The 22,937-nt window shown below is 67.8% G+C and carries 25 protein-coding genes; 8 read left to right on the forward strand and 17 right to left on the reverse strand.

What is annotated here, in order from left to right:
* Together AC1D1G_RS13860 and AC1D1G_RS13865 are read left to right on the forward strand one after the other, a co-directional pair.
* On the forward strand, positions 1–1,368 hold a 1,368-nt coding region (locus tag AC1D1G_RS13860; protein WP_477952525.1), incomplete at its 5' end, for a PH domain-containing protein.
* Entirely contained in the window at positions 1,353–2,066 is a 714-nt protein-coding gene (locus AC1D1G_RS13865) for a uracil-DNA glycosylase (protein ID WP_477952526.1), read from the forward strand. The genes AC1D1G_RS13860 and AC1D1G_RS13865, both read left to right, overlap by 16 nt.
* 66 nt (positions 2,067–2,132) lie before the next feature.
* On the opposite strand, the gene AC1D1G_RS13870 is transcribed toward AC1D1G_RS13865, so the two are convergent.
* Positions 2,133–2,966, reverse strand: a complete 834-nt coding sequence (locus tag AC1D1G_RS13870; protein WP_477952527.1) for a uroporphyrinogen-III synthase — start codon at positions 2,964–2,966, stop codon at positions 2,133–2,135.
* A gap of 39 nt (positions 2,967–3,005) precedes the next feature.
* On the opposite strand from AC1D1G_RS13870, the gene AC1D1G_RS13875 reads away from it, so the two are divergent.
* Positions 3,006–3,383: a VOC family protein gene (locus AC1D1G_RS13875; RefSeq protein WP_477952529.1), complete on the forward strand. Its 378-nt coding sequence runs from the start codon at positions 3,006–3,008 to the stop codon at positions 3,381–3,383.
* Here AC1D1G_RS13875 and AC1D1G_RS13880 read toward each other — a convergent pair.
* The 6 genes from AC1D1G_RS13880 to typA form a co-directional block, all read right to left on the reverse strand.
* The gene (locus AC1D1G_RS13880; protein WP_477952530.1) at positions 3,380–4,897 is read right to left on the reverse strand and encodes a catalase; all 1,518 of its coding nucleotides are present in this window, start codon (positions 4,895–4,897) and stop codon (positions 3,380–3,382) included. The genes AC1D1G_RS13875 and AC1D1G_RS13880 overlap by 4 nt on opposite strands.
* Positions 4,898–4,927: 30 nt before the next feature.
* Entirely contained in the window at positions 4,928–5,356 is a 429-nt protein-coding gene (locus AC1D1G_RS13885; RefSeq protein WP_477952531.1) for a hypothetical protein, read from the reverse strand.
* Between the two features lie 14 nt (positions 5,357–5,370).
* Positions 5,371–5,529, reverse strand: coding sequence for a hypothetical protein (locus AC1D1G_RS13890; RefSeq protein WP_005239161.1), 159 nt, complete (start codon positions 5,527–5,529; stop codon positions 5,371–5,373).
* A 99-nt stretch (positions 5,530–5,628) separates the two neighbouring features.
* A complete protein-coding gene (gene mshB, locus AC1D1G_RS13895; protein ID WP_477952533.1) occupies positions 5,629–6,507 on the reverse strand; it encodes an N-acetyl-1-D-myo-inositol-2-amino-2-deoxy-alpha-D-glucopyranoside deacetylase in 879 nt (292 codons plus the stop codon).
* On the reverse strand, positions 6,504–8,324 hold the full coding sequence (locus AC1D1G_RS13900) for an ABC transporter family substrate-binding protein (protein WP_477952535.1): 1,821 nt from the start codon (positions 8,322–8,324) through the stop codon (positions 6,504–6,506). The genes mshB and AC1D1G_RS13900 overlap by 4 nt, the downstream gene beginning before the upstream one ends.
* 122 nt (positions 8,325–8,446) lie before the next feature.
* A complete protein-coding gene (gene typA / locus AC1D1G_RS13905; RefSeq protein ID WP_009479182.1) occupies positions 8,447–10,354 on the reverse strand; it encodes a translational GTPase TypA in 1,908 nt (635 codons plus the stop codon).
* Between the two features lie 333 nt (positions 10,355–10,687).
* Between typA and AC1D1G_RS13910 the strand changes: the two genes are divergently transcribed.
* Positions 10,688–10,864, forward strand: coding sequence for a hypothetical protein (locus AC1D1G_RS13910; RefSeq protein ID WP_005253649.1), 177 nt, complete (start codon positions 10,688–10,690; stop codon positions 10,862–10,864).
* Positions 10,865–10,866: 2 nt separating this feature from the next.
* On the opposite strand, the gene AC1D1G_RS13915 is transcribed toward AC1D1G_RS13910, so the two are convergent.
* Positions 10,867–11,247, reverse strand: coding sequence for a (deoxy)nucleoside triphosphate pyrophosphohydrolase (locus AC1D1G_RS13915; RefSeq protein ID WP_477952561.1), 381 nt, complete (start codon positions 11,245–11,247; stop codon positions 10,867–10,869).
* 58 nt (positions 11,248–11,305) lie between these two features.
* Here AC1D1G_RS13915 and AC1D1G_RS13920 point away from each other — a divergent pair, with 58 nt between their 5' ends.
* Positions 11,306–11,590: a 4a-hydroxytetrahydrobiopterin dehydratase gene (locus AC1D1G_RS13920; protein ID WP_005239148.1), complete on the forward strand. Its 285-nt coding sequence runs from the start codon at positions 11,306–11,308 to the stop codon at positions 11,588–11,590.
* Here the strand turns inward: AC1D1G_RS13920 and AC1D1G_RS13925 are convergent.
* A complete protein-coding gene (locus AC1D1G_RS13925; RefSeq protein ID WP_280781597.1) occupies positions 11,538–12,869 on the reverse strand; it encodes a mannosyltransferase in 1,332 nt (443 codons plus the stop codon). The genes AC1D1G_RS13920 and AC1D1G_RS13925 overlap by 53 nt on opposite strands.
* A 318-nt stretch (positions 12,870–13,187) precedes the next feature.
* Between AC1D1G_RS13925 and AC1D1G_RS13930 the strand changes: the two genes are divergently transcribed.
* Together AC1D1G_RS13930 and AC1D1G_RS13935 are read left to right on the forward strand one after the other, a co-directional pair.
* Entirely contained in the window at positions 13,188–13,970 is a 783-nt protein-coding gene (locus AC1D1G_RS13930; RefSeq protein ID WP_198602241.1) for an Rv1157c family protein, read from the forward strand.
* 110 nt (positions 13,971–14,080) lie between these two features.
* Entirely contained in the window at positions 14,081–14,431 is a 351-nt protein-coding gene (locus tag AC1D1G_RS13935; protein WP_280781596.1) for a hypothetical protein, read from the forward strand.
* Between the two features lie 10 nt (positions 14,432–14,441).
* Here AC1D1G_RS13935 and AC1D1G_RS13940 read toward each other — a convergent pair whose 3' ends face one another.
* Positions 14,442–14,912, reverse strand: a complete 471-nt coding sequence (locus AC1D1G_RS13940; protein ID WP_280781595.1) for a MarR family winged helix-turn-helix transcriptional regulator — start codon at positions 14,910–14,912, stop codon at positions 14,442–14,444.
* Between the two features lie 75 nt (positions 14,913–14,987).
* Positions 14,988–15,134 carry a hypothetical protein gene (locus tag AC1D1G_RS13945; RefSeq protein WP_477952539.1) on the reverse strand — a complete coding sequence of 49 codons (147 nt, stop codon included), beginning with the start codon at positions 15,132–15,134 and terminating at the stop codon, positions 14,988–14,990.
* Positions 15,135–15,237: 103 nt separating this feature from the next.
* Here AC1D1G_RS13945 and AC1D1G_RS13950 point away from each other — a divergent pair, with 103 nt between their 5' ends.
* Positions 15,238–15,741, forward strand: a complete 504-nt coding sequence (locus AC1D1G_RS13950) for a nuclear transport factor 2 family protein (RefSeq protein ID WP_283331319.1) — start codon at positions 15,238–15,240, stop codon at positions 15,739–15,741.
* Between the two features lie 3 nt (positions 15,742–15,744).
* On the opposite strand, the gene AC1D1G_RS13955 is transcribed toward AC1D1G_RS13950, so the two are convergent.
* From AC1D1G_RS13955 to AC1D1G_RS13980, 6 genes are all read right to left on the reverse strand, one after another.
* Complete coding sequence (locus AC1D1G_RS13955) at positions 15,745–16,479, reverse strand: DUF1906 domain-containing protein (protein ID WP_280781593.1); 735 nt, start codon at positions 16,477–16,479, stop codon at positions 15,745–15,747.
* A 165-nt stretch (positions 16,480–16,644) separates the two neighbouring features.
* Complete coding sequence (gene nuoN, locus AC1D1G_RS13960; RefSeq protein ID WP_477952541.1) at positions 16,645–18,267, reverse strand: NADH-quinone oxidoreductase subunit NuoN; 1,623 nt, start codon at positions 18,265–18,267, stop codon at positions 16,645–16,647.
* Complete coding sequence (locus AC1D1G_RS13965) at positions 18,264–19,835, reverse strand: NADH-quinone oxidoreductase subunit M (RefSeq protein ID WP_280781591.1); 1,572 nt, start codon at positions 19,833–19,835, stop codon at positions 18,264–18,266. The genes nuoN and AC1D1G_RS13965 overlap by 4 nt, the downstream gene beginning before the upstream one ends.
* The gene (nuoL, locus tag AC1D1G_RS13970; protein ID WP_164061115.1) at positions 19,832–21,754 is read right to left on the reverse strand and encodes an NADH-quinone oxidoreductase subunit L; all 1,923 of its coding nucleotides are present in this window, start codon (positions 21,752–21,754) and stop codon (positions 19,832–19,834) included. The genes AC1D1G_RS13965 and nuoL overlap by 4 nt, the downstream gene beginning before the upstream one ends.
* Before the next feature lie 72 nt (positions 21,755–21,826).
* The gene (gene nuoK, locus AC1D1G_RS13975) at positions 21,827–22,126 is read right to left on the reverse strand and encodes an NADH-quinone oxidoreductase subunit NuoK (RefSeq protein WP_005239116.1); all 300 of its coding nucleotides are present in this window, start codon (positions 22,124–22,126) and stop codon (positions 21,827–21,829) included.
* Positions 22,123–22,932: an NADH-quinone oxidoreductase subunit J gene (locus AC1D1G_RS13980; protein WP_198602243.1), complete on the reverse strand. Its 810-nt coding sequence runs from the start codon at positions 22,930–22,932 to the stop codon at positions 22,123–22,125. Before AC1D1G_RS13980 ends, nuoK begins: the two co-directional genes overlap by 4 nt.
* Positions 22,933–22,937 lie beyond the last annotated feature (5 nt).

The raw sequence follows: 22,937 nt of genomic DNA on the forward strand, positions 1-22,937 counted from the left end.
ACCCAGAGCGGCAACCACGTGTGGAGTCTCGTCGCCATCGTCGTGTTCGTGGTGTTCGGCATCTCGCGCTGGTTCACGACGAGCTACCGCATCGGCCCGGTCCACGTGCAACTGCGGCAGGGCCTGTTCCGCACACGCCTGCTGTCGGTACCACGCAACCGCATCCGGTCCGTCGACGTGGAGGCGGGGGTCCTGCATCGCCTGCTCGGGCTGTCGATCGTGCGCATCGGCACCGGCCAGCAGGTGGGTTCCAAACCCGACGCGGCGAAGTTCGAACTCAACGCCCTCTCCACCGGGCTGGTTCCCGACCTGCGGGCCGCGCTCCTCGCCCGGAAGCCCTCCCCCGACGTCGAGCCGACCGCGATCGCGCGGGAGCCCGCGGTCACCGAGATCGGCCACTGGACACCGACCTGGGTCCGCTACGCCCCGTTCTCGGTGACCGGCGTGGTGACCATCGCGGCGATCGTCGGTCTCGCGTTCCAGTACGGGATCGGCGCGAAGCTCGCCCGCTCGTCGACGGTGGCCGAAGGCATCGAATCCGCTGAGCGCGTCGGGATCGCGATCGCCGTCGTCGTCGGGATCGTCGTCCTCCTGATCGCCGCCAGCGCCCTGGCGTGCATCCGGTACCTCCTGACGTACGGCAACATGGCGCTGACGGACAACGGCCGCACCCTGCACGTCAGCCACGGCCTGCTGAAGACCCGTCAGACCACCCTGGACCGCGCCCGCCTGCGCGGGACGACCCTCAAGGAACCACTCCTCCTCCGACTCGCCGGCGGCGCCCGACTGGATGCCGTCATGACCGGCGTCAGCGCCGAGAGACGGGAGTCGTCACTCCTGCTCCCCCAGGCACCGCGCGCGGAAGCGGAACGGGTGATGGCCACCGTCATCGGCGACCACCGCCAGGCCGCCGCACCGCTCACCCCGCACGGACCGGTCGCCCAGCGGCGGCGCTACACGCGGGCCCTGATTCCCGCCGAGATCGCGCTCGCCGTCGCCCTGGTCTTCGTGATCCTCGATCGGCCCGTGTTCTGGGCCGCGTGGGCCGCGATCGTCGCGCTCGCCGTCGGCGGTGTGCTGCTGGCGTGGGACCGGTACCGCGGCCTCGGCCATGCGGTGCTCCCCGGGTGGCTGATCACCCGCAGCGGCTCCCTCGACCGCGCCCGGGACAGCCTCGAAGCCGACGGGATCATCGGGTGGACCGTCCGGCAGACATTCTTCCAGCGGCGGGCCGGGGTGGCGACCATCATCGCCGCCACACCCGCAGGCACCGGAAAATACCTGGTGATCGATCTGCCTGCCGACCAGGCGTGGTCGCTCGTCGAGTCGGTGACACCCGGCGGAGGTGACGTGTGGGCGCGGCGCTGACCGACATCGCCGGTCTCGACGCGCAGCTGATCGAATGCCGAGCCTGCCCCCGCCTCGTCGAGTGGCGGGAAACGGTCGCACGCGAGAAGCGCGCGTCGTTCCGCGACGAAACCTACTGGGGACGTCCGGTTCCCGGATTCGGTCCACCCGACGCGTCCCTGCTGATCGTCGGTCTCGCCCCCGCCGCCCACGGCGCGAACCGCACCGGGCGCATGTTCACCGGCGACCGCAGCGGCGACTTCCTCTACGCCGCACTCCACGCCGTGGGACTCGCAAGCCAGCCCACCGCCACCCACATCGGCGACGGCCTCGAACTGTTCGGCGTCCGCATCACGTCCCCGGTGCACTGCGCACCGCCCGCGAACAAGCCCACCCCGGACGAACGCGACAACTGCCGCCACTGGCTCGACGCCGAACTGCGCATCCTGCAACCCCACTTGCGGTCGGTGATCGTGCTCGGCGGATTCGGCTGGCAGTCGCTGCTCCCCGTCCTCAACGACGCCGGCTGGGCCGTCCCCCGGCCACGACCCAAGTTCGGGCACGGCGCGCACGTCGAACTCCCCGGCGCCGAACGTCCCCTGCACCTGTTCGGCTGCTACCACGTCAGCCAGCAGAACACCTTCACCGGCCGCCTCACGCCCGCCATGCTCGAGTCGGTGCTCTCCGAGGCCGCCCGCGTCGCCGGCTTGATCGGGTGACCACACCTCGGGGGGCGAACGGTACATCCGACCTGTCAGAAGCGTCGAAGGTGCCGTTCACCCCAGCTACCGCCGGTTCGGGAGTTCCTCGATGATGTATTTGGCCATGCTGCCGAGCCGGGGGCGGGCGGGTTGCATGGTGTCGACGCCGAGGGCGGTGAGGGGCGAGGCGGTCACCGAGCCGACGCAGACGGGTGCGACCGGACCTGCGAATGCGTGCAGGAGGGGCTCGACGCGGTCGATGTCCTTCGCGGTGCTGAGGAGCGACGACACGGCGGGTGCGCTGGTGAAGGTGACGGCGTCGACCTCGGCTCGGATGATCTGGTCGAGCAGTGTGAGCAGCGGCTGCTGGTTCTCGGGTCTGATCCACCGGTACACCGACACGGCCGTCGTCTCGGCCCCGGCGCCGGCGAGGGAGACGCTCAGGTCGGTCATCGGTTCCCATTCGGTGATGGTGCCGTGCAACTGGACCGCGACTCGTAGACCGCGCACACCCTCGGCGACGAGGTGTTGGTGCACCTCTTCGGACGATTCGGTTTCCGGCGACCACTCCTCGCGCAGGCCGACGCCGCGGACGGCGCCCTTCGCCTTGGGACCGCGGGTGATGATCCGCGCCGATTGCAGGGCGGCGAGCAGTGCGTCCTCCTCGTGCCAGGCCCGCGCCGCGTCCAGCCATCCGCGGAATCCGACGGCGGTGCTGACGACGAGTAGGTCCGGCGGCGACGCGATGATGTCGGCGGTGCGGGACCGCAGATCGGTGTCGTCGACGAGCGGCAGCACGTGGATGGCCGGTGTGTGGACGATGGCGGCCCCGTGCCGTTCGAGGAGCGTGATGAACTCGGCGGCCCGGCGTTCGGCGGTGACGGCGATGGTCAGTCCGGAAAGTTCGTCGTTCGACATTCTCCCAGTGTGACGGACGAATCGCACTAAGCTGCCCACATGATCACTGCTGTGCACACATTGGTCTACGCCGACGACGCCGAGGCGGCCCGCGACTTCTTCCGCGACGTGCTCGGCTGGTCACACGTCGACGCCGGCGGCGGTTGGCTGATTTTCCGCACCGGACCGTCCGAGCTGGGTGTGCACCCCACCTCGGACGATCGGGGCGGTGAGCCGTGGTCGACGCGGCCGCACCACGAGATCTCGCTGATGTGCGACGACATCGAATCGACCGTTGCGGAACTCGAGGCCAAGGGCGCCGAGTTCACCCGCGGGATCCGCGACGACGGGTACGGCCTCACCACGTCGCTGCAGATTCCCGGGGCGGGCGAGATGATGCTGTACCAGCCCCGGCACCCGGTGGCGTTCGAGAGTTAGGCCTTCGCCTGCGCGCTGCTGCGCGCCGCATTGGCCTGTTCGCCCGCCTTGGGATCGGTCTCCGATTGTTTCTTCCCGACACCGTCGGCGATCCGATCGCCGAGGGTCTTGTCGACGTTGCGCCAGTACTCGAACGCCTTCGCCAGAACCGGTTCGCTGACGCCGTTCAGCAGATGGCCGACGATGTTGTCCACCAAGCGGTCCCGGGCGGCGTCGTCGAGCACTTCACGGACCATCGTCCCGGCCTGCCCCCAGTCGTCGTCCTCCCTGTGGAGCGCGTACGGAGAGCGGACCATGTCGCCGGCGCTGTACCAGGTGGCGGTCGCCCCGACCTGCGACGGGTCGGCGTGCGGGCCGCCCTTGGAATTCGGCACGTAGACCGGATCCCCGGGGTTGTGGTGCCGCATGTTGCCGTCCTTCGAGTACGAGCGGACGGGCACGTGCGGCCTGTTGACGGGCAGCTCCTTGTAGTTGGCGCCGATACGGTAGCGGTGGGCGTCCGGGTAGGAGAACAGCCGGCCGATGAGCATCTTGTCCGGGCTCGAGCCGATGCCGGGGACCAGGTTGCTGGGCTCGAACGCGGCCTGTTCGATCTCACAGTGGTAGTCCGTGGGGTTGCGGTCGAGCGTCATCCGGCCGACGGGGATCAGCGGGTAGTCGCTGTGCGGCCACACCTTGGTGAGGTCGAACGGGTTGAACCGGTAGTCGTCGGCATCCGCGAACGGCATGATCTGCATGTTCAAGGTCCAGCTCGGGTACTCGCCGCCCTCGATGTGCTCCCACAGGTCTCGCGTGTGGTAATCGGTGTCCATGGACGCCATCTGGTCGCCCTCGTGCTGCGTGAAGAACTCGATGCCCTGGTCGGTCTTGAAGTGGTACTTCACCCAGAACTTGTCGCCGGCGGCGTTCACCCACATGTACGTGTGGCTGGAGTACCCGTTCATGTGCCGCCAGGTGCGCGGGATGCCGCGGTCGCCCATGAGCCACGTGACCTGGTGCGCCGACTCCGGGGACAACGTCCAGAAGTCCCACTGCATGTCGTGGTCGCGGAGGTTGTTGTCGGCACGCCGCTTCTGCGAGCGGATGAAGTCCTGGAACTTCATCGGGTCGCGCACGAAGAAAACAGGTGTGTTGTTCCCGACCATGTCGTAGTTGCCCTGGTCGGTGTAGAACTTCACGGCGAATCCACGTGGGTCGCGCCACGTGTCCGGGCTGCCGCGCTCGCCGGCCACGGACGAGAACCTGATCAGCAGGTCCGTCTTCTTGCCAGGTTGGAATAGATCGGCTTTCGTGTAGGCGGAGACATCTTCGGTAACTTCGAACCGTCCGAACGCCCCGCCTCCCTTGGCGTGCGGTTGGCGCTCCGCAACGCGTTCGCGGTTGAACTGGGCCATCTTCTCGATCAGATAGTGATCCTGGAGCAGGATCGGCCCGTCCGTCCCGATCGTGAGCGAGTGCTCGTCACTCGGTACCGGGATGCCGGCGTCGTCGGTCGTGAAGTTCTGATCTGTCATCGCGGTGCTCCTTCAGCAGACTGCTGGTCGCTACCGCGTACCCTCGCCCACCGTCGGTGAAACAGATCCGAACGCCGCCTTCGCGCTGACTTTCCACAGGTAGACCGCCGCCGGGACCAGTGAACCGATCAGGAGCAGGAGCGTCCAGACGGACGCGAGCATGAGCACGTCGCCGCCCGGACCGCCGAACATGCAGAGCAGGAAACCGAACCCCCACCCCGTGAGCGGCAGCACGCCCGTGCCCACCCGGCCGGTCGTCGACCTGGCTGCGATCACCAGCGCCAGGTTGGCGACCGCGGCGGCGAGGATGCTGATCGGGAACGGCGTGGCGCCGAGGTAGGTGGGCAGGAAGAGCACCGAGAGGACGGCGCACAGAAAACCGTCGAACACCAGCAGCGCGAGGGTGACCCTCCCCAGAACATCGAGGTGCCCGGGTTTCGCTGCGGTGCCGACGGTCATGTGTCAATAGTGGATCAGGCGACGGGCGGGTAGCCCAGCAGGGTCAGCAAATGGCTCTGCATGTCGGCGAATCCGTACAGCACGCTGTAGTACAGGTCGTGCTGGGCCGGCCACGACGGCCGGAGCGTATCGACGAACGCGACGATGGCGTTCTGAACATCCCAGTTGTACATCTATCGCCTCTCCTGACGGGTGACACGCGGACTCGACCGGGGCCGCTGCGTGACGTGGGCCACAGTGTAATACGTAAGGCTCGTCACAGATACCTGCGGTCAGTGACCGATGCCACCGAAGAGGTCCCGTTCCCTGCCGTCGGCGTCCCGCTCCCCGGCGGCGCCGCGGACCAGCACGAAGTGTTCCTCCGCCAGAATCGGCTGTGCGATGTCGTTGGAGAGCGCGTACTCGGTGCCGCTCGGCGCCACCGTCACCTGGGTGGCGTGCGCCGACAGCGCTTCCCTCTTCGCGTCGAGCACGCCCCGCACGTCGATCACCGTCGTCACGTCCGCGTCCGGGACGCTCGGCAATTCGCCGGGCTCCGGCAACCGCCAGCCGTCGGGGATGTCGCCGATACGGCAGATTCCCGACTCGAGCGCGCTCGCCTCGGTCACCGTCCAGTACAGCTTTGCGACCTCCCACGGTTCGCCGCAGTCCGGGTACTGCGCCGAACCCGCCGCCTCGACGGCCGCGGTGGTGACCGTGTGCTCCTGGATGTGGTCGGGGTGCCCGTACCCGCCGTCCGGGTCGTAGGTGACCACGACGTGCGGCCGCAGTTCCCGGATGACGGCCACCATCGCGGCGGTCACGGAGTCGCGGTCGGCGTTGACGAAGGCGCGCGGGTTGGCCGCCGACGCCGTGCCCGCCATACCGGAATCACGGAAGTGCCCCGCCCCCGACAGGAACCGCGGCCTTCCCACACCGAGACACGACAGCGCGGACGTCAGTTCGCCGATCCGGAAACCGCCGAGCTGATCGGCGGCGGCGACGACCAGCTGCGCCCACTCGTCGCCGATCACCTCGCCTTCCTCGCCGAGCGTGCACGTCAGGACGTGAACGTCGGCGCCCTCGGCGGCGTAGCGGGCGATGGTGCCGCCGGTGGTGAGGGCCTCGTCGTCGGGATGGGCATGAACCAGCAGAAGTCGCCGCTCACTCATTCCTTGATCCTGCTCCAGTCCGCTGCGTCACTGAATATTCCGACCGGCACGGCCCCCGACAGCGACACCCCGTCGACGCCAGGTCCCGCCGCGACGAGTGTGCGGTCCTGCATGATCGGTAGCACCGCGGCCAGATCCCACAGTTTGCGGTCGGCGTCGGCGAGAGCTTGCGGCACATCACCGACCCCCCGCAGCGCGGCGTCGATGGACGGCTGAAGGGTGGGGTCGCAGACTCCCGACAGATTCGACGGGGCCTCGGCCTCCGCAACCGAATCACGTTCGGGGTCGGCGGGTTCGGTGTTCGGCTGCGTTGCCGCGACCACTGCGGGCGGGCAACTGTGACGGGAGGCCAGCGCCGTCGCCGGGTCGGATCCGGCGCGCGACCAACCCACGACCGCCCCGATCTCACCCTTGCTCAACGACTCCCCGTACAACTCCTCGGCGGGCAGCGACGTCACGGTGGCGTCGACACCGGCGCCGCGCAACTCGTCGGCGGCCGTGTTGGCGACTGCACTGGCGGTGTCGTCACCCTCGGGTGTCCCGATGGCGAGCGTCAGCGGGACGCCGTCGCGGACGAGCCGGGTCGACGGCGCCACGCCTGTGGGAACGACGGTGCCCGTGGAAGTTTCGGCGACGTATCCGTACTCGGCCAGCTGCGCGAGCACCTGTTCGCGGCCCGGCCGTGCGGGTGCGGTCGCGGTGTAACCGGGATCGGAGGGGGCGTAGACCTGCGAGCGCGCCGGGACCGCCGCCGCCTCACTGCCGGCGCCGACGACGGCGAGCAGGTCGGTGTCCAGCAGCTCCAGAAGACTCTTCCGCACCCGGACGTCCGCGAGTTCGGGAACCCGGCCGTTCAGCGTGAGGTCGAGTCCGCGCGGTTGGAAAGACGAACCCGTCCGCACCGTCGGGATCGCCGCCAGCTGGGCGGAAGTGGCTGTGCCCCCGTGAATCTGGACGATATGCGTGTCGTTGTTGCGCATCGAGTCGGCGAGCTGCGACGGGGTGCCGTCGCGGCGCATCAGGATCTGGTCGGGCGTCGCCGGTTTGTCCCAGAACCGGTCGTTGCGTTCGAGCAGGATCTCGTCGCGTCCGCGGTCGATCGACTTGATGTGGAAGTGCCCGCCCGACACCGGAATGTTCTCGGACAGTCCGGTCGCGAAGCCGCCGGGGGAATCCTTGATGAGATGCGACGGCAGCAGGTCGGTGAAGAGTTCACGCCACGCCGGGTAGGCGGCCTTCATGACGACGCTGACCGTCTTGCCGCCACCGGACGACCTGACGTCCTCGATCAGCTCGTAGCCTGCGGGGTCGACCACGCCGGGGGCACTGATCATCTGCTGCCACAGATAGCGGAAGTCCTCGGCGGCGATGGGCGCGCCGTCGGACCACTGCGCCTCGTTCCGCAGCTGGTACGTGACGGTGAACGGTTCCTGCGACGTGACGTCCGCGGAGATCACCAGCGAGGAGTCGGGAATCCAGGTGCTGCCGCCCGGGCGGGCAGGATCGGGCACCGGCCGGAACGGGCTCGGCAGCACGAGGGCGCTGACCGCGGAATTCGCCGGCGACTGGTCCGACAGGAGGTGCGGGTTGAATCCGCTGCCCACGTCGTCGATGGCGACGACGACGGGCTGCTTCTCGGTCGGCGACACCGTCGGCTTGGGGCTGTCGGTGCTCTCGACCGGCGGGGGCGGATCGGCGGTGCACGACGTGAGCATCGCCGTCGACACTGCCAGCAGGAGCGCGGTCACCGCCGCACCGTTCCCGCGCCTACGGCCCCGTACTCCTCGAACTCTCGCGAGTCGACCCCCAGCAACCACCGCGCCGCCTTTCCTCAGAGATACCGGAAGGCTCCGGAAACCCACGAGCGAATGTACCTTCGGCCGGCGATCGACCGAAGGTACATTCGCCCGGTTGTGTATGACGTGGTCGGACGTGCCGACTACAGAGCAGCCTTGTCGCGGGCCTTGGAGCGTGAACGCTCACGGGCACGGTCGGTGGCCGACAAGTGCACCTTGCGCACGCGCACGACCTCCGGGGTGACCTCCACGCACTCGTCGCCGGCGCAGAACTCCATCGCGCCTTCGAGCTCGAGCTTGATGGGCTTGGCGAGGGTCTCCATCACGTCGGCGGAGGACTGACGCATGTTGGTCAGCTTCTTCTCGCGGGTGACGTTGATGTCGAGGTCCTCCTGGCGCGGGTTGATGCCCACGACCATGCCCTCGTAGGTGTCGGCGCCGGGCTCGACGAAGAACGTTCCGCGATCGGCGAGCTGGATCATCGCGAACGGGGTGACCGAACCGGTGCGGTCCGAGACGAGCGAGCCGGTGTGGCGGGCGCGGATCTCACCGGCCCACGGCGCGTAGCCGTGGAACACGGCGTTCGCGATGCCGGTGCCGCGGGTCTCGGTGAGGAAGTCGGTGCGGAAGCCGATCAGGCCGCGCGACGGGACGATGAACTCCATCCGGACCCAGCCCGCGCCGTGGTTGGCCATCTGCACCATCTTGCCCTTGCGGTTGGCGAGGAGCTGGGTGATGGCGCCGAGGTACTCCTCGGGGCTGTCGATGGTGAGCTCTTCGAAGGGCTCGTGCACCTTGCCGTCGACCTGACGGGTGACCACCTGCGGCTTGCCGACGGTCAGTTCGAAGCCCTCGCGGCGCATCTGCTCGACCAGGATGGCGAGCGCGAGCTCACCACGGCCCTGAACCTCCCAGGCGTCGGGGCGACCGATGTCGAGGACCTTGAGCGAGACGTTGCCGACGAGTTCCTGGTCGAGACGCGACTTCACCATGCGGGCGGTCAGCTTGTGTCCGCTGACCCGGCCGACGAGCGGCGAGGTGTTGGTGCCGATGGTCACCGAGATGGCGGGCTGGTCGACGGTGATCCGCGGCAGCGGGACCGGGTTCTCCAGGTCGGCGAGGGTGTCGCCGATCATGATGTCGGGGAAACCGGCGACGGCGACGATGTCACCGGCGACGGCCTTCTCGGCGGGCTGACGCTCGACGCCCTTGGTGGCGAGCAGTTCGGTGATCTTGGCCTTGGTGACGACGGGCTCGCCGTCCACCTCGCGACACCAGGAGACGGTCTGGCCCTTGGTCAGCTCGCCGTTGTGGATACGGACCAGGGCGAGGCGGCCGAGGAACGCGGAGGCGTCGAGGTTGGTGACGTGGGCCTGCAGCGGCGCGTCGACGTTGCCCTTGGGTGCGGGCACGTAGTTGAGGAGCACCTCGAACAGGGCGTCGAGGTTCTCGGCGTCCGGTGCGTGACCGTTCTCGGGCTGAACCTTGGACGCCTTGCCCTCGCGGCCCGAGGCGTACAGAACGGGAAGGTCGAGGGCGAGCTCGGCGGCTTCCGCGGCCTCGTCGTCGAGGTCGGACGCCAGGTCGAGCAGCAGGTCGTGGCTCTCGGAGACGACCTCTTCGATGCGGGCGTCGGGACGGTCGGTCTTGTTGACCACGAGGATGACGGGCAGCGACGCGGCGAGCGCCTTGCGCAGCACGAAGCGGGTCTGGGGCAGCGGGCCCTCGGATGCGTCGACGAGCAGGACGACACCGTCGACCATGGACAGGCCGCGCTCGACCTCGCCACCGAAGTCGGCGTGACCGGGGGTGTCGATGACGTTGATGACCGTGACACTGCCGTCGGCGTGATGCTTGTGGACGGCGGTGTTCTTCGCGAGGATGGTGATGCCCTTCTCGCGTTCGAGGTCGCCGGAGTCCATGACGCGATCGACCAGTTCGGCGCGCTCCTCGAATGCCCCCGACTGACGCAACATGGCGTCGACGAGAGTGGTCTTGCCGTGGTCGACGTGTGCGACGATGGCAACGTTACGGAAGCTGGTGATGGTCACGCGGTGGCTCTCCTGGCTGAGTTGATTCGGCCACGCGAAAGTTCCCTCGCACGGCTTTCTGGCGGCCGCCTTGTCATCTCGATTCAGAATCCTCGTCGAGGCGATGGTAAATCGCCCAGTGCAGGCATCGCGGCCACGTGAATACTACCCGCCCGAGCGGCTACTTCGCGCATCGCCGGCTGCCCGAGCCCTGCCCGACCAGCGTAAAGTGATCTGCGCCACGTCGAATTCGGCCCGAATCGCGCGTGAGTCGGGGCCGAAAGCTGAGGGGACGCTAACCTGGGTGGAGCCGGCGATACCGGTGTTCCCCGTAGTAGGAAGGCCGAGCCGAGTATGGGCAAGGTGAAGGCCAGCAAGGTCTCGGGTCTCAAGCCGAAGAAGAAGTGCTGCCGCAGCAAGACGCGCTGCATCAAGTGCCCGGTGGTCATCATGCGCATGAAGAAGCTCGAGAACGAGGGCGCGTCCAAGAAGGAACTGAAGAAGGGGCTCAAGAAGGCCCGCGCGGCCTGAGGTCAGCCCCACCCGTTCAGGTGCAGCCGCAGGTCCGGCACCCACCCGCGGTCGTTGCCGACGAGGTCGATCYCCCCCAGTTCCCGTCCGTCCACCCACCGCAGATCCGCGTGGTCGAGCGCGACGGGTGTTCCCGACACCAGTTCCACCCGGTACGCGCGGAGCACCCGGCCGTCGGGCAACGGCACGTCGTCGCCGATCCGGTCGCCGCCCGACACCTCGATCCCGAGTTCTTCCCGCAGTTCGCGGCGCAGCGCGTCCTCGGCGGTCTCCCCCGCCTCCGCCTTGCCGCCGGGCAGCTCCCACAGTCCCGCGAGTTCCGGTGGCCGCGTCCGCTGCGCGAGCAACAGCCGGCCGTCGACGATGATCGCGGCCGCCACCACCTCGCCGGCGTGGTCGACAGGCCTTGCACGTTCCACTGGCACCGCACCATCATGGGGTATGGCCGAGTTGCTGTCAGACGGAGAGATCGACACCGCGCTCGCAGAACTGCCCGGGTGGCGGCGGGCGGGTGATTCCCTCGTCCGCACCGTCGAGTCGCCGAGTTTCCCCGAAGCCGTCGAGCTGGTCCGGAAGGTCGCGGAGGCGGCGGAGGCCGCGAACCACCATCCGGACATCGACATCAGGTGGCGCAAGGTCACCTACACGCTGTCGACGCATTCCGCGGGCGGGCTCACGCAGCTGGATCTGGATCTTGCTGCGCAGATCGACTCACTGGCGGGCTGACCGGGGCGGCGGCCACGGCACGCTTCGGGCGGCGCCCGGCGTAGGCCACCCAGGCGTAGACACCGAACGCGCCGACCACGTCGACCGTGCCCAGCCACGCGAGTACCGCGGGCCGGGAGATCAGCCAGATCGAGTCCTGGAAGAAGCTGAGCACCCACGGCACGCCGATGAGGGTGGTGACGAGCCAGTATCCGGCGAGGATCCGGGTTCCCAGCATCGATCCGTAGGGGCCGTGCAGCAGCCAGATCAGCATCGGAATGACCCACACCCAGTGGTGTGACCACGAGATCGGTGAGACGAGCAGCCCCAGGAGCTCGACGATGACGAGGGTGCCGAGCCGATCGTCCCGGGCGATCGCCCGCCAGGCCAGGACGGCGAGGACCACCGTGACCGCCACGGCCAGCAGCCAGAGGGCGCCCGTCTCGACGTCGTACCCGAGCAGCCGCGACAACGCGCCGCGCAGGGACTGATTCCACACCGAGCCGACCGGCCCGATGCGGTCGGCGTCGCCGAGCAGGTGGGTGAAGTACTCCCGCGCCTCCGAGCCGATCAGGAGATAGCTGACTCCGACGGTCGCGGCGAACGCGACACCCGAGAAGACCGCGGCCTTCCATCGGCGCTGCATCAGGAAATAGAGGCCGGTGATCGCGGGGGTCAGCTTGATCCCGGCGGCGAAACCGACGAGCGCACCGGACAGCCACCACCGGGAGCTGCGGACCGCGGTCATCACGAGCAGCGCGAGGAACACGTTGATCTGGCCGTAGTCCAGCGTGGTGCGCACCGGTTCCACCCACACCCCCACCGTGGTCCACAGCACCGCGACCGCCCGCCAGTGTGGGCTGCGCGCGGCGTCACCGAGCACGAGCCCGAGGCTCATGCGCGCCAGCGCGTACAGGGCGAGGATGGTGAGCAGTTGCCAGCCGACCCCGACCAGCGGGAACGGCAGGTAGTGCAGGGGAAAGAAGACCAGCGCGGCGAACGGCGGGTAGGTGAACGGCAGCGGAAAGTCCGGTGTCACTTCCGAATAGGTGAAGTCGTAGAGACTGCCACCGCGGAGCGCCTCGGAACCGTCGACGTAGACGTGCAGGTCGACGAGGTTCATCCCGTTGGGACTCAACAGCGTCCACGCCATTCGCCCGAGCACCGACAGCACGAGAAGTACAGGCGCGCACCGTAACAGGCCGTGCAGGGCGGACGCTCCCCGGGACGACGTGGGAGAACGCTCGGATGACGGGTCGTCGGAGGCTGCTCCGTCGTCGGACGCTGCATGGTCGGACACAGTGTGGTGCTCTCCCCGTGAGGTGTGTAGATGTCTCAGCCGATCCCGAAACGGTCCCGCACAGCGTAGACGGCGCCCGCCGCGGACCCCGAGGTGTCCGTAGCCGCGCGTAACAGTTGCATCACCAATCACACGAACCACACGTGCCACAAGCTATGGTCACCGGAAGATCACCGTCGGGGTCTGTATGCCATACACTCCCACCGGGATGCCGCAGCTATCGGTGAACGAACTCGTGAGCTGTACAACCCGGGGGCGCTGTACATAGAGTGACCCCCCGAGCCGTCAGACGTGGATTGAGTTGTCGTCCACGCTGTTATGACTAAGGATGGGGAGACTGTGCTTCGAACCCGAGGTATGCGCAGAGCAGTAACTGCTCTCGCTGTTGCCGCAGCAGCCGCAATGGCAGTGCCGGCCCAGGCGAATGCGCAGCCGACGCCGCCGCCCGTGCCCGAAGGCATCCCCGTGGAGATGCTCGCATCGTTCGCACCCGCGATCATCGGCGCAGCCGCTGGTACCGAAGACATCGCCGCAGGACCTCAGGACGCGATCCTGGACCAGGCCCGCATCCTCCTCGAGTCCCCCGGCATCCCGCCGGAGCTCAAGTCCACTCTCGAGCGCGTCATCACGTTCCTCGACGGCAGCGGCGGCGGCGGCCCCGAGATCCCGCAGGAGAACGCACCCGTCATCGCGCAGTTCCTCTACCCGACGATCGGCAAGGGCTGCATCGGAGAGGGCGCCGACTCCGTGGGCACCGCACTCGCGGTCCCCGGTCCGGCCCAGCTGCCCCCGCCCGGACCCAAGGCAGGTCAGGCCGGTTTCGTGTTCACCGCCCTCGGAACCAGTTCCGTTGCCGCCGAACAGCCCGAGCCGCTGACCGTGACGTGGATCAACCTGGACAACCAGCGCCGCGCCACCCAGAACCTCACCAACGAGGCCAAGATCAACCCCGACGGACCGGCAACCCTGTCGGCGATCGCGGACACCGGCCCCGGCCGCGTCCTCGCGGTCGTGTCGGGTGGACTGACCACGCAGAAAGAGGGCGCCGCGCCGATCACGTGCAGCTTCCTCCCGACCGTCGGCATGTTCCAGGTCGCGTAACTCCTCACAGCTGACGAGTGAAGGGCCCTCCGGAAAATTCGGAAGGGCCCTTCACTCACGTCTGCACCGGTTCACTGTTTGCCGACGGCACCACCGTGGTAGACCGAGGAATGCCCTCGACGCATCACACACCCGACCACTCACTGCGATCGCGACACGCCCGGCGTTCGATACTGTCGATCCGTTCGGAAGGGTCGATTCTCTCGATCGGCTCCGCCTACTCCATCCTGTCCATCGGGAGTGTCGGCTCAGTGCTCTCGATCGGGTCGGTCGGGTCGGCCGGCTCGGCACTGAGCACCGCCTCGTTCGCCAGCCTCGGGTCTGCGCTGTCGGGGCTGTCGCGGTGGTCCCTGATGTCCTGGAGGGGGTGGCACGACTCGCCGCCGGAACACCCTCACCTCACGGTCATCGCCGAGGAACCGGACCTCGCCCGGGACGCGACCGCGCACGTCCAGTCCTGACTCGGTCCGGTCAGGACGTCCGCCCGGTGCGCGGCCAGGAGTTGCCGTCGTACTTCTCGATTTCGCCGTTGAACTTCGTCAGCAGCCGGCGCAGCTCGCCCCGGTCGTGGTCGCTCCACTCGGCGATGATGCGCTCGACGCCTTTTCGGCCCAGCGCCCGGTCGGCGTGAAGCTGTTCGAGTCCCAGCGCGGTGGCCTCGACCTTGCGGGCCATTCCCCCGTCCGGGTCGGGGACGCGTTCGACGAGGCCGCGCTTCAGCAAGGCGCCGATCTGCCGGTTGATCGTCGAGATGTCGAGCCGGAAGGCCTCGGCGAGCTGTTTCAGGCTGAGCGGATGTTCCAGTTCCAGTCGTCCGAGGAGGAGGTAGGCGGAACGGTCGAGTTGGAATCCCGCCCGTTGCGCATGGGCGTGATAGCGCGACAGCAATGTCAATTCGTTCTCGACAGCAGCCGCCACCTCGTCGCGTTCGGACACCGACACCTCCCGTAGTTACCGTCATTCTGCCCGAGGCATTATTGTGCACCATACACAAGATGTGTAGCGTGCACATCCCGATCAGGACCCGTTGACGAACAGCGCGGTGTAGAGGACCGAGGCGACGGTGTACACGAAATTGACGAGCAGCTCCATGGGAGAACCTCCGGGTTCCAGAGTGAAAAGAGCGACAACAGGTAATCGGAGTTGCGCCGAGGAGCGTTTCACGCCGTCCCATCCACCGGAAAATGCCCCACCCACGAACTGAAACGTGTTCTTATTTCCGGAGGCGCTCGCGCTCGGGTGCCGGACGAGAGAAGGGGATGCACACATGCCGTGGAGTCGTGCCGAGCTCGAAGAGGCCTTCGCGCACTACCAGCGAACCGTCAGCCGCTGCGTCGAACTCGGAGACTGGAACGGCTTCGCCGACCTCTTCACGGAGGACGCCGTGTACGTCGAGCACGCCTTCGGACACTTCGACGGACGCGAGGCCATTCGGAAATGGGTCACGCGCACCATGTCGGCCTTCCCCGGTAGCCGGATGACCGCGTTCCCGGCGAACTGGTACGTGCTCGACGAGGACCGCGGATGGGTCATCTGCGAGATCGACAACCCCATGGAGGATCCCGGCGACGGTTCGGAGCACGCCGCAGCGAACATCACGATCCTGCACTACGCCGGCGACAACCTGTGGTCGCGTGAGGAAGACGCGTACAACCCGATGAATTTCCTCGCCGCGGCCAAGAAGTGGTGTCGCGCAGCGGAAGCCGCTGGCACGCTACCCGACGACGCCCGGGAGTGGCTCACGAGGATGGGCGGGCAACCGGCGGCCTAGCGGTCACCACTGGCCGTAGTCGGGCTTGAGGATGTCGTTGAGATCGATACCGATCCCGTCGACGTTGCTCGCGTCGATCTCGTACTGGTGCAGGTGCGCCGACGGGTGGACGTACCCCTCGGGTGTGCCCCAGTCGTGCTGCCAGTACCACGACCCGAGGCCGGCGAGCACCGCCAGATCCAGCGTCGTGGAGTTGGCGTAGATGCCGGTGTTCGCCTTGCCGACCACTGACTCCCACCCGGCGAGGTACGGGGCGATCATGGTGAGGAAATCGGCGGGCGTGGGATTGTCGTCGATGGACGCGTAAATGGGTCGATCCTCGGAACCTCCTGCGGCGAGATGCAATTCGAGCCCACGCTCCGCGTGCCGCTTGCCCGCCTCGAGACCGCCGCGCCAATCGGCCGTCGGACCCTTGCCGAACTGATAGCACGAGACGACCGACAGTCCGGCGTCGAGCAACGCCTGCGCCTCGTCGGCGAGCATCGGCTTGCCTTCCATCCATTCGGCGCCGGGACGGCGGTCGGACACGTAGCGGATGGCGCCGGCATAACCGGCCTCGAGGATGGCGTCCGCCGACGGCACCCCACCGGCGTAGTCGATCAGGATGCCGAGACTGTCCGCCTTCGCGACGGCGACCGAGGACGTGGTGGACGTGAGCGCCGCGATCCCGGCCACGGCGGATCCCGCTGCCGCGTACCGGAACAGGTCTCTCCGAGAAATCTGCACTGTGGCCCCCATATCCGATCGGTCGCGCTCCGGCGTGTCTCCGACATTCACTCTCGCTCAGTCGGTATGTTGTCCGGTTTGCATTCCACCACACTCACACGGGTCCCGCCAGCCACTTGGACTACATCCGTCACATCGGACACTCGCGACCCGCGCCGAACCGGGTGGCGCAACGCGTCAGCGGAAGAACACCGCAGCCTGGTCGGCCAGATCGAGTGCCCCCTGCGGCAGGATTCCGAGCACCACCGTCACCACCACTCCGACGGCGATGGCCGCGGCGGTGAACATGCTGGGCACCACGATCGTCGGGGCGTCGCTCTGCGGCTCCGAGAAGAACATCAGGACGATGACGCGGACGTAGAAGAACGCCGCGATCGCGCTGCTGACGACACCGACGAGGACGAGCGGAACGGCACCGCCCTCGATGGCGGCCTGGAAGACCGCGAACTTGCTGACGAACCCACTCGTCAGCGGGATTCCGGCGAATGCGAGCAGGAACAGTGCGAAGACCCCGCCGACCAGTGGCGAACGCCGACCCAGCCCCGCCCACCGCGACAGGTCCGTCGCCTCGCCCCGGCTGTCCCGCACCAGGGTGACGGCGGCGAACGCGCCGAGTGTGCTGAATCCGTATGCCAGGAGGTAGAACATCGTGGACGACAGACCCGCCCGGTTGGCCGCGATCAGACCGGTGAGGATGAACCCGGCGTGCGCGACCGACGAGTACGCGAGCATCCGCTTGACGTCGTTCTGCGTGACGGCCATGACCGCACCGACCACCATGGTGAGGATGGCGACGCCCCACATCACGGGCCGCCAGTCCGCGCGCAGGTCGGGCAGAGCCACGTAGAAGATGCGCAGCATCGCGCCGACGGCCGCGACCTTGGTGGCCGCCGCCATGAAGGCGGTGATCGGAGTCGGCGCACCCTGATAGACGTCGGGAATCCACGAGTGGAACGGGACGGCGCCGATCTTGAACAGCAGGCCCACCGACAGGAGCGCGGTACCGATCAGCGCCAGCGTCTTGTCGTCGGCGCCCCGGGCGAGCGCGTCCGCGATCCGCGGCAACTCGACGGTGCCCGCGTAGCCGTACAGCAAGGCCACACCGAACAGGAAGAATGCCGACGAGAACGCCCCGAGCAGAAAGTATTTGAGGGCGGCCTCCTGCGACAGGAGACGGCGACGCCGCGCCAGCCCGCACAGCAGATACAGGGGCAGCGAGAGCACCTCGAGCGCGACGAACATGGTGAGGAGGTCGTTGGACGCCGGGAACAGGAGCATCCCGCCGACCGCGAACAGGGTGAGGGGAAAGACCTCGGTATGCCCCGGGGCGTTCTTGGTGGCCTCCCGTTCGGCGACGCTGCCGGGGACGGCGAACGCCTGCGGGGTGAAGGCGTCGGTTCCGCCTTCCGGCTCGGCTCCGCTCGCGGCTGTGACCTCCGCGGTCGCCACTCGGACCCCACTGTCGACGCTCCGCTCGGCGATCAGCAGGATCGCGGGTATCGAGATCAGCAGGATCGTCCCCTGGAGGAACAGCGTCGGACCGTCGACGGCCACCGCGCCCCCGACTGCGGAGTCGCGGGTCCCGGCGAGCATGACGACGGCCACGAACGCGGCGGTGAGTCCCCCGAGCGCGAGGACGAGATGGCTCGAGTAGCGGCCGCGCCGGGGCAGGAACGCCTCGACGAGCACACCGGCGACGGCCACGCCGAACACGATCAACATGGGTGCCAGCTGACCGTATTCGATGTCCGGCGCGCGCAGCGTCGTGGACTGGGCGAGTACGAGTTCGGAGGTACTCATCGGTGTGTGCCTCCCTCTGGGTCCTGCCCGGCGACGGTGGGTGCAGGATCGTGCTGACCGACAGTGACGAGGACGTGGCCGACCGCGGGGGTGATGACGTCCAGCACGGGCTTGGGGTAGACGCCGAGGACGAGCAGCAGGGCGATCAGCGGTGCCACCACCGCGATCTCACGGCGCACGAGATCGCGGACGGTCTCGTTGCCCTCCTTCAGCGGCCCGGTCATCATCCGCTGATAGAGCCACAGCACGTAGATCGCGGCGAGGACGAGCGCGAAAGTCGCGACCACGGCAGCGATCTGGTAGCGCGAGAACGTGCCGACCAGGACGAGGAACTCGCTGATGAACGGTGCCAGCCCCGGCAGCGACAGCGTTGCGAGGCCCGCCACGAGGAACGTCCCGGCCATCACCGGCGCGACCTTCTGCACGCCGCCGTAGTCGGCGATGAGGCGGGTGCCGCGCCGCGACACCAGGAACCCCGCGATCAGGAACAGCGCCGCGGTCGAGATGCCGTGGTTGACCATGTACAGCGTCGAACCGGCCTGTCCCTGGCTCGTCATGGCGAAGATGCCGAGAATGATGAACCCGAAGTGCGAGATCGACGTGTAGGCGATCAGTCGCATCACGTCGGTCTGACCGATGGCCAGTACCGCGCCGTAGATGATTCCGATTACCGCCAGCACCGTGACGAACGGAGCGAAGTATGCGGACGCCTCCGGGAACATCTGCAGGCAGTACCGCAGCATGCCGAACGTCCCGACCTTGTCCACCACGGCCATCATGAGCACCGCACTCGCAGGGGTGGCTTCCACCGCGGCGCCCGGCAGCCACGTGTGGAACGGCCACAACGGCGCCTTGACCGCGAACGCGAACATGAAACCGAGGAACAGTGCCTTCAGCACGCCGGGGTCGGCGTCCAGCCCTTCGGCGACGATCACCCGGAAGTCGAAGGTGCCGCCGCCGAAGACGTCCTGACGCGCCGTCACCACGTACACCCCGATGACCGCGGCGAGCATGATCAGGCCGCCGAACAGGTTGTAGAGCAGGAACTTCACCGCGGCGTACGACCTCCCCACCCCGCCGAATCCTCCGATCAGGAAGTACATCGGGATGAGCATGGCCTCGAAGAAGATGTAGAAGAGCAGGACGTCGAGGGCGGTGAACGACACGATCACCATCGCCTCGACCATCAGCGTCAGCGCCACGTACGTGTGGGCCATCCGCCGCTGCCCGTAGTCGGGCGCGGTGTCACCGTCGTTCCACCCCGCCAGCAACAGCAGCGGCACCAGAACGGTGGTGAGGAGCACCAGGACGAGCGCGATGCCGTCCAGGCCCAGGATGTACCGGGTGCCGAACGCCGGGATCCAGGCGTGGGATTCCACGAACTGGTACTGCTCGCCGGTCGGATCGAACCGGATCGCCAGCACGACCGCCAGGCACAGCACCACCACGGACACGCCCACGGCGACGGATTTCGCGAGGGCGCGCTTGTGGACGGGCAATGCCAGGACCACACCGGCGCCGACGAGTGGCAGTACCCAGAGGGCGGTCAGCCACGGGAAGCCGCTCACCACAGCCTCACCAGCATCGTGGCGACCAGGAGGGCCGCACCCGCGAACATGAACAGCGCGTACGACCGGACGAACCCGGTCTGCAGGCGCCGCACCCGCATCGACGTTCCGCCGACGAGCGCGGCGAACCCGTTGACGGCACCGTCGACGCCGCTGCCGTCGACGGTCACGAGTGTTCGCGTCAGTTCCTGCCCGGGACGCATCAGCGCCGCCTCGTTGAACGCGTCGCCGTACAGGTCCTTCCGGGCCGCAACAGTGAACGCGGTGACGTCGGCAGGCGCGACCTCGGGGATCGGCTGCCGGGCGTACTGCCGGTAGGCCACCGCGACTCCCGCGAGCACCACCACCAGCGTGAGTGCGGTGATCGCCCACACGGGCAGGGCGGGCTCGCCGTGGTGGGCACCGACCACCGGTTCCAGCCAGTGCTGCAGGGAGGAGCCGACGGCGAGTAGGGCGCCGGCGGCGACCGAGCCCACCGCGAGCAGGATCATCGGCACCGTCATCACCCCTGGCGATTCGTGTGGGTCGGCGACGGGAACATCCCCCTTTCCGTCGCCCGCCCCGGAAGCCCACCGCGGTTGTCCGAAGAAGGTCATCAGCATCACCCTGGTCATGTAGAAGGCGGTGAGTCCCGCGCCGAGCAGCGTGACCGTTCCGAGGACGACGCCCTGGACGCCCTCGGCGGCGAACGCCGCTTCGATGATCTTGTCCTTGGAGAAGAAGCCGGAGAACGGCGGAATCCCGATGATGGCCAGGTATCCCAGCCCGAACGTGACGAACGTGATCGGCATGACGGTGCGCAGACCGCCGTAGCGGCGCATGTTCACCTCGTCGTTCATGCCGTGCATCACCGAGCCGGCGCCGAGGAACAGGCCGGCTTTGAAGAAGCCGTGGGTGAGCAGCAGCATGATCGCGAACGCGTACCCGGCCGGTCCCAGACCGGCGGCCAGCACCATGTACCCGATCTGGCTCATCGTGGAGGCCGCCAGCGCCTTCTTGATGTCGTCCTTCGCGCAGCCGATGATCGCGCCGAACAGCAGGGTCACCGCCCCGACGATCACCACGGCGAGCTGGGCATTCGGGGCCAGGTCGAAGATCGCGTTGGACCGGACGATCAGATACACACCCGCCGTGACCATGGTCGCGGCGTGGATGAGCGCCGACACCGGTGTCGGGCCCTCCATCGCGTCACCGAGCCAGGACTGCAACGGGACCTGCGCCGATTTGCCGCAGGCGGCGAGCAGCAGCGCGAGCCCGATCGCGGTGAGCACCCCCTCGCTCGCGGCGTCGGCACGCGTGAACACGTCGGCGAATTCGATCGAGCCGAAAGTCGAGAACATGATCATGATCGCGAGGACCAGGCCCATGTCGCCGACGCGGTTGACCACGAACGCCTTCTTCGCGGCCGCCGCCGCGGACGGCTTGTACTGCCAGAACCCGATGAGCAGGTACGAGGCGAGACCGACGCCCTCCCAGCCGACGTACAGGCCCAGGAAGTTGTCGGCCAGCACCAGCAGCAGCATCGCCGCGAGGAACAGGTTGAGGTAGGCGAAGAATCGCCTGCGCTCCGGATCGTGCGCCATGTAGCCCACCGAGTAGATGTGGATCAGCGAACCCACCCCGGTGATCAGCAGAACGAAGCACACGGACAGCTGGTCGAGTTGGAGACCGAAATCCACCTGGAGTTCGCCGACCGGCACCCAGCTGAACAGGGTCTGGTGCACGACCCGCTCGGCGGCGTCCCTGCCCAGCATGTCGACGAAGAAGACGACGCCGAGCGCGAAGGAGACCAATGCCGTCGCGCAGCCGAGGAGATGGCCCCACGCATCGCTGCGGCGGCCCGCCAGCAGGAGCACGGCGGCGCCGAGTAGGGGCAGAACCGGCAGCAGCCACACGGCCGACGAGAGCGTTCCGCTCATGCCGCACCGCCGATCGGGGCGTCGTCGTCGGGCAAAGTCACCTTCTCGAGGATGTGCGTCATCGGGGACCCGTCAGTTCTTGAGGAGGTTGGCGTCGTCGACGGAAGCCGAACGGCGGGAACGGAATATGGTCATGATGATCGCCAGACCGACCACGACCTCGGCGGCCGCGACGACCATCGTGAAGAACGCGAAGACCTGACCGTCGAGGTTGCCGTGCATCCGGGCGAACGTCACGAACGCCAGATTCGAGGCGTTGAGCATCAGTTCGATGCACATGAACACGATGATCGCGTTGCGCCGGATCAGCACCCCGGCCGCACCGATCGTGAACAGCAGCGCCGACAGGTAGAGATAGTTCTCGGGGTTCATCGCCGACCCTCCTCGTCTGTCGCACCGGGTTCGGGAGTCGCGACGTCCGCGGTGCCCAGCGCCCGCGCGGGCAGGCTCGGCCGCCGTTCGAGCGATCGGCTGACGGACAGCTCGGAGAATGTGCCGTCGGGCAGCAACGCCGGTATGTCGACCGCGTTGTGCCGCGCGTACACACCCGGACTGGGCAGCGGTGTGACCCGGGCCCCCTCGCGGACGCGGTCCTGGGACAGCTCGCGCTGGTCCTTCCGCCGCTCGAAACGCTCCCGGTGGGCCAGCACCATCGCACCGATGGTCGCGGTGATCAGCAACGCGCCGGTGAGTTCGAAAGCCCACACGTACCGGACGAACACGAGTTCGGCCAGCCCCTCGACGTTGCCTCCCGCGTTGGCCTGATCGAGACCGGTGAACGCGGAGACGGACGCACTGCCGATGCCGCCGATCAGCAGGAGTCCGAATCCCAGCCCCGCCGCGATCGCGGCCACCCGCTGACCGCGGAGGTTCTCGACGAGGGATTCGGAGGAATCGACACCGATGAGCATGAGCACGAACAGGAACAGCATCATGACCGCCCCGGTATACACCACGATCTGTACGACACCGAGGAAGAGCGCGCCCTGGGCGATGTAGAACACGGCCAGGATGATCATGGTCGTCGCGAGGAAGATCGCCGAGTAGACGGCCTTGGTTGCGCTGACCACCCCGAGCGCGCCGATCACCGCCACGGTCGCGAGGACCCAGAACTGCACACCCTCGCCCGTCGAGGTCTGGGTGAAGGGTTCCGCGACCAGTTGGACCGCGGACGGCATCGTGT

The sequence above is a fragment of the Rhodococcus sp. P3_B8 genome (assembly GCF_056402775.1).